Below are 6,377 nucleotides of genomic sequence, written 5' to 3' on the forward strand. Positions count from 1 at the left end.
GCTGAAGATTCCGAAGAAGGCGTGGACGCCGGCCTATGACGCGGGCGGCACCGAGCGGCCCGGCGCCTGGGTCGCGGAGATCACGGACATGCCCGACCTGAGTACGTGGCCGAAGGGGATGCGGCTGGTCGTCCGCAAGGAACGGCCGCACCCCGGCGCCCAGTTGCGTTTCACCGACCTTGACGGGCTACGGCTGACCTGCTTCGCGACCAACACAAGAGGCGGCCAGCTCGCCGACCTCGAACTGCGTCACCGCCGCCGGGCCCGCTGTGAGGACCGCATCCGAGGCGCCCGCGACACCGGACTGCGCAATCTGCCCCTGCACGACACCGCACAGAACTGGATCTGGCTGGAGATCGTCTCCCTCGCACTCGACCTCCTCGCCTGGATGCCGATGCTCGCGCTGACCGGCGAGGCCCGCCGCTGGGAACCCAAGAAGCTCCGTCTGAGGCTGTTCTGCGCCGCCGCCCAGCTCGTGAGCACCGGCCGCCGCCGCTGGCTCCGCTTCACTGCGCGATGGCCCTGGACCGACGAGATCACCCGGGCAATCGACCGGCTCAATGCCTTGCCGAGCCCCGGCTGACCAGCCACACCGACCACCCCAACGATCCGCACCACCACACCGGGAAAGTGGAACCCGGCGCCCACCCGACACGACACTCGGGCTGTCGGCGTGCCCATCCTCAGCCACCGAAAGCGAAACGGTCCGCCGACTCCGTCGGCCGACCGTCACGAAAGATCGAGGCTAGCATCCGCGGCCTTCTAGCAAATCTAGGAAAGTGCCGGACAAATTAGCTTAGCGGGTGTTATATGGTCGCGTGCGACCTCGACTCGCTTGAATCGCGAGACCGTCTGATTTCGTGTATAGAATAGGAAAAATCTCATGGCTCTAGCTCCTCCGTCAACGAGATCTCTCCTGCTTGCAAGTAAGGTCAACGGCATTCTTTTGAGTCATGCCACCGGATTTACCGTCGTGGCTGATGAGCAACCCTTCCTGATTACGAATTGGCATGTAGCGAGTGGGCGAAATCCGCAAACGGGACAACCGATGTCGCGGACCGCGGCAATTCCGGACACGCTTACCATTCGACATCTCACGAAGGCCACCTCGACCGAGGTTGCTTGGAATGACTTCGATGAGCCGCTTGTCGATGATTCCGAAAGTCCGCTGTGGTTCGAGCATCCTGATTACGGAAGAAAAGTTGATGTTGTTGCTCTTCCGCTCACGAATCTTCAAGGAGTCCATATTCAGCCGTATGGTCCCGAAGTGATGCGGAAAACTCTACGGGCCGGCATATCGGATTGGGTGAACATTGTCGGTTTCCCGTTTGGGCAGGCAGCCGGAGGGTCGCTTCCTATCTGGACTAAAGGGGCGATTGCCTCAGAGCCTGAAGTGGATTATGATCTTCTCCCATGCTTTCTGGTCGACGCAAGGACGCGTCAGGGGCAGTCGGGATCTCCAGTCCTCGCATACTCGCCCGGTGGGGCGACCGAGATGGTGGATGGAAAGACCGGATTCATCGCGGGGCCGGTCGGGAATTTGTTGGGTGTCTACTCTGGTCGAATTAATGACGAGTCGGACATTGGACGGGTTTGGAAGTTCGATGTAGTTCTCGAAATTCTGAATGCGCGGCGCAGAGGTGACAACTCTCTACGGGGCAGCGGTGCATGAGTTCTGAGAACTTCTTGAGCATGTGCCAAAATCCTGTCGTCATCGCGTAGGGCCGAGCAGTCGCACGAGACGCGCAGCGCTCTTTGGCCCTATGCGGGTGGGGAACTTGGCCGCCTGCCGCTCGACAGCCCGAGCCCACTGCTCGTTATGGCGTCTTGTCACCGGCGCACCTCACGCTCTTCGCGCGCGATCTCACGGTTTGTGGCAAGGTCTTCGGCGATTCCGGCGGCAATGAGTGCGGCGCCGGGGGTGTGGCCGGAGCTGACGTAGCGCCAGTTCCGTTCGGTGATCGTGTCGGGGGTGCTGGTGGTGTGGCCGAGGTGGTGGGCGCGTTCGGCGCGGAGTGCTGCGTAGGTGGTGGAGTAGGCGCGGGATTTGGTGAGGATGTGGCCGCGGTAGCCGAGGGTGTGGGTCCAGGCGCGGAGGCGGAGGGGTTCGTATTCGGGGAGGCCGCCGAGTCGCCAGCAGGTGCGCATGAGGGTGCGGACGTGTGTGGTGACGGGGGCGGTGGTGATGTCCTCCCAGGTGGTGAGTGGGTGGTCAGTGCCGGCGCCGGTCTCGCTGGCTCCTTTGGTGACGTACTTGGCGACGTATGCGGCAACGGCGTCATCGTCGGGGCCATCTGCGTTGGCGTGCAGAGGTCGAGCGTCGATCTGTTCGCCCCAGTGCAGGAGTAGTTCGCCCACGGCGGGGCTGTAGGGGGTGCGAACCACGACGCGCCGGGCGGAGGCGCGTACGGCGTCGGCGAGTTGGCCGTTGGTGGCCCAGGCCGGGGGTTCGTCGTCGGGCCCGTTCGGTCCGTCGAGGCGGACGACGGCATGGACGTGGACGGCCGCTCGCTTCTGGTATTCGGCGACGCGGGCGAAGGAGAGCCGGGCGTGGTCGGCGAAGCGGGACTGTACGAGGCCGGCGGAGGTGGCGAGGCGCCGCCGTACGTCGATGACGAACCGGTCCCAGAGCTTGGAAGCGTGCGCGTGCCAGAGGGCGTGGCCGGTGTAGTCGTAGCAGTCGGGGCAGAGGGGTTGGCCGACGGCAGGAGCATCGGGGGCGTGGACGAGGCCGCAGCTGAGGGGGTGCCCGTGTGTGCAGGTGCGGCGGTCGCGTCGGGGGCGGCAGGCATCCCCGGCACGGTGTACCGGTCCGAAGGACGGGGCGGTCAGGGTGACGAAGAGCCGGGGGCGGTGGCGCACGGTGGCGGGGATGTTCTTGCCGCCGGTCAGGCCCGCGCGGACGAGGTGGAAGGTGTCTCCGGCATGGAGGCGGGAGCAGGCCGGGCAGACGGACGCGCGGCGGTTGCGGCAGCGGACGAGGAGGCGTTCACCGGGTTCGGTGCGGGTGTCGTAGTGGTGGACGATCTCGCTGGTGGTGCCGTCCAGGGTGGTGGTGGAGCCGGTGAGGTGGACGGGGTGGGCGCAGCCGCCGGTTGCGGTGATCTGTTCGATCCAGCGGGCGAATCGGGGGTCTTGGGCGAGGCGGATCGCGTCGCGGTCGGTTTCGGGGAGCTGACGCAGGCGCGCCGCGCGGTCGAGGGCGGCGCGCCTGTCAGCCGGGGTGTGGGGCGGGGTGATGGTGGTGCCCTTTCGGGGTGGGCCGCCGTAGCGGCACGGGTGAGGTGGGGCGGCGCGTTGTCGGTCATGGGTTGCTCCCTTGCAGGTCGGTCGGGTGAGTGGGGTGAGGGTTCAGCGGATGGTGCCGGTGCCCCGGCAGACGCGGCAGCGCCGCAGTCGTCCGGTCCAGGTGCGGCGGGCGCCGTCGCCCTTGCAGTGGGGGCACCTCACGCGAGGCATGGGCATAGTCGGGTGTCCTTTCTGCTCAGGTGTGGGAGAAGCCGCTGATGACCCAGGTGACGAGGCCGTGGACGGTGTGGATGACGGGGGTCTGGCCGAGGTAGAGGCCGAAGAGGCCGACGCAGACCGCTTCCCAGGCGCGGACGTCGCGGGAGCGGACGAGGAGGACGGTGATGATCCCGAAGATCACCGCGAACGTGAACGCCGTACCGGTGCTGATCACTTGGACTCTCCTTCCAGCGCGGCGAGGGCGCGGGTGACGAGCGGCAGGTGAGGGGTCATTGCGGCGTGCTTGCGGGCCGTGGCCACGGCCTCATCCGTCGGGGTGAGGTGGGAGCGTGCGCGGTTCCATCCGCCGTCCGGGCCGGTGGACACGGCCACGCCCCGTTCGTGCGCGGTGATCGACTGCGCCACTGCCACGGCGTCTTTGTTGAGGTCGCCGAGGGCCATTTCGGCGGTGCCGGGGTCGTTGACGCGGTGGCAGATCCGGCCGCCGAGCTGGGCGCGCAGGGCGGTGACGCCGGGGCCGAGGTCGGAGCCGACGCGTTGGCCGGCCACGACGAGGTGGATGCCGAGGGCGGCGCCGAGCTGGGCCAGGCGCAGCAGGAGGGTGGAGCACTGTTCGGCTTCTGCCTTGCTCTCGCGGGTGCCGTCGGACAGGTACAGTTCCGCGATCTCGTCGACCAGGACGACGACCGGTACGGGGCGGAGCTTGTCCGGGAGTTCCCAGATGGAGCGGACTCCGGCCGTGCGGCAGGCGCTCATGCGGTCCTGCATGTCGACGGCCAGGGCGGAGAGCACCGCGACCGCTTCCCGGCGGCAGGTCGCTAACGCGCTCAACCGGTCGGCGAACAGGCCCAGTTCCATACCGCCCTTGCAGTCGACGCCGACCAGGGCGACCCGTTGTGCGGCGAGCTCAGTGATGAGCCGGGCCAGAAGCGTGGACTTGCCCGAGCGGGTGGCCCCGACGATGAGCCAGTGCGGCACCAGGCGCAGGTTCATCACCCACGCTCCGCCCGTCTCCAGGGCCCCGATGAGGGCGCAGAGGAGTTCGGCGGGGGCGGTGGCTAAGCCGGGCCGCTGAAGCGGGTCATGGGCCATCGCGGTCAGCAGCACGAGGCCGCGTTCGGGGGAGGTGACCCGTACGGCGTGCACCTTCCAGGCGTGTACGAACGCGTCCGCCGCCTTCAGGTACGTCGCCGGGGTCTGGCCCGCGTGCAGCCGCACCACCACGGACAACCCCATCGGGGTGACGCGCGGGAAGGAACAGCGGGGGGCCACCGGCCGGACCGGGTCTCCCTTGACGAGCAGGTGTCCGACGAGGGTGCGCGCCGGGAGCCGGGACACGGCCAGGTCGTTGAGCACGGCGACCCGCCTCCAGGTGGAGGCCATCCGCCACGCGGTCGCCGGGTAACCGACGAGGTACCAGTGCCAGACCGGGCGGTGGCGGCGCACCAGGTCCCCGACGACCAGCAGCCAGGCCAGCACGGCCAGCGCGAAGGCGATGATGTACGGCTCCATCACGCGTCACCACCCTTGCGCTGTGCCGCGGGGGCGGTCGCGGTCGAGGGCATGGGTACGGGTGTGATGGCGTCCGCGCGGAAGCTGAGGCCGTGCCGGTCGCCCATCGACCAGGCGAACGCAGTCAGCCCGGTGACCTTGACGATCTGTCCTTCCTCGATCCCGGTCGGCTCACCGCTGACGGCGATCTCGATGACGGAGATCCGCCGCCGGTCTGCCGCACGGTTACGGCGACCGTGTAGACGGGGTTGCCGTCCCGGTCCTTCTTCACCTCCTGCGTCTCTACGTTGCTGAACTTCACTTCCGGAGCGATGGCGCACCGCAGTACGCCGAGCCGCGCCGTGTCCACGGGAATGGACTGCATGATCTGTGGCCTCCCTGGCCAGTCACGACGCCAGACTTCTTCTGACGTCACTTGTCCTAACGAGTGACGAGTGTGTGGTGCTGTACGGCAGGTGCGCAACTACTTATGCTGACGAGTGACGCCGCGCGAGTGACGTGCCTATGACCCCGACCCGTCGGAGACGCCCAGATGTCGGAGATCCAACGCCCCGGAGCCCTCTACCAGCAGGTGGCCGGAGCCATCCGCGAAGCGATCCTGTCGGGTGAGTTCGCCCCCGACTCCCTGTTGCCGTCCGAAGCCCAGCTCATGGCCCGCTACGGCGTCTCACGCCCGACCGTCCGCAACGCGATTGCGGCACTGCGCGCAGAAGGACTGATCGACGTCCGCCACGGCAAGGGCAGCTTCGTACGCTCCGACGGACAGCCCTCGTTGACCATCGAGCGCCGCATCAGCCGTACCGCCGACGGCAGGTTCGTCATGCCGGGCGGCGACATTTGGCAGGAGACCGAGGAGCCCAGCACTTACCGGACGCACACCACGAAAGCCACCGGCCGACTCCTCCAACTTGCCGAGGAAGAGGCCCTGTTCGGATGCGATCGGCTGTTGCTCGACCCGAGCACGGGCACGCGCGCCATGCACCGAACCCTGATCCCGTTCGCCGTCGCTGAAGCCGTTCCGGTACTCGGGGAAGAGCCGTGCAAGCGCCCGGCGGCGTTCTACCGCCTGCTCACCGAGGCAGGCCACCAGCTCACGTGGTCGGAGACCGTACGCGCCCGGATGCCCCTGCCCGACGAGCGCACCACGCTCCAGCTCCCCGACGCGACTCCGATCCTGCACATCTCCCGCGTCACCCACGACACGGACGACCGCCCGTTGTTCCTCGAAGAACTCCGCACCGGCGCCGACCGAGCCGAACTCGCCTACCCGATCACCGCCGACACACAGCCCGCCCCACGCGCCCGTACCTGACCGGCGAGCCGGATCGGTCGAAACAGCCTTCACTTCCTCAAGGGCGCGCCTACGGCGCGCCGGGCCGCCCGGCCGCCCCGGCCGC

6 protein-coding genes and 1 pseudogene are annotated in these 6,377 nt (G+C 67.8%); 3 read left to right on the forward strand and 4 right to left on the reverse strand.

The genetic code is table 11. The features are described 5' to 3' along the window. A partial coding sequence (locus AWZ10_RS15475) for a transposase (protein WP_208618503.1) occupies positions 1 to 583 on the forward strand: 583 nt, incomplete at its 5' end. 300 nt (positions 584 to 883) lie between these two features. After that, entirely contained in the window at positions 884 to 1,672 is a 789-nt protein-coding gene (locus tag AWZ10_RS51500; protein ID WP_162948192.1) for a trypsin-like peptidase domain-containing protein, read from the forward strand. Between the two features lie 158 nt (positions 1,673 to 1,830). Here the strand turns inward: AWZ10_RS51500 and AWZ10_RS15480 are convergent, their stop codons facing one another. The 4 genes and pseudogenes from AWZ10_RS15480 to AWZ10_RS53670 all read right to left on the reverse strand — a co-directional run bounded on the left by AWZ10_RS15480 (position 1,831) and on the right by AWZ10_RS53670 (position 5,344). Then, positions 1,831 to 3,240 carry a replication initiator gene (locus tag AWZ10_RS15480; protein WP_338135328.1) on the reverse strand — a complete coding sequence of 470 codons (1,410 nt, stop codon included), beginning with the start codon at positions 3,238 to 3,240 and terminating at the stop codon, positions 1,831 to 1,833. Positions 3,241 to 3,484: 244 nt separating this feature from the next. Beyond that, the gene (locus AWZ10_RS15485) at positions 3,485 to 3,682 is read right to left on the reverse strand and encodes a hypothetical protein (RefSeq protein ID WP_060891336.1); all 198 of its coding nucleotides are present in this window, start codon (positions 3,680 to 3,682) and stop codon (positions 3,485 to 3,487) included. Next, on the reverse strand, positions 3,679 to 4,980 hold the full coding sequence (locus AWZ10_RS15490; protein WP_060891337.1) for an FtsK/SpoIIIE domain-containing protein: 1,302 nt from the start codon (positions 4,978 to 4,980) through the stop codon (positions 3,679 to 3,681). Before AWZ10_RS15490 ends, AWZ10_RS15485 begins: the two co-directional genes overlap by 4 nt. After that, positions 4,980 to 5,344 (reverse strand): annotated as a pseudogene (locus AWZ10_RS53670) (SCO3933 family regulatory protein). Before AWZ10_RS53670 ends, AWZ10_RS15490 begins: the two are co-directional and overlap by 1 nt. Positions 5,345 to 5,512: 168 nt before the next feature. On the opposite strand from AWZ10_RS53670, the gene AWZ10_RS15500 reads away from it, so the two are divergent. Then, complete coding sequence (locus AWZ10_RS15500; protein WP_060891338.1) at positions 5,513 to 6,292, forward strand: GntR family transcriptional regulator; 780 nt, start codon at positions 5,513 to 5,515, stop codon at positions 6,290 to 6,292. Positions 6,293 to 6,377 lie beyond the last annotated feature (85 nt).

Source organism: Streptomyces europaeiscabiei, assembly GCF_001550375.1.
Taxonomy (GTDB): domain Bacteria; phylum Actinomycetota; class Actinomycetes; order Streptomycetales; family Streptomycetaceae; genus Streptomyces; species Streptomyces europaeiscabiei.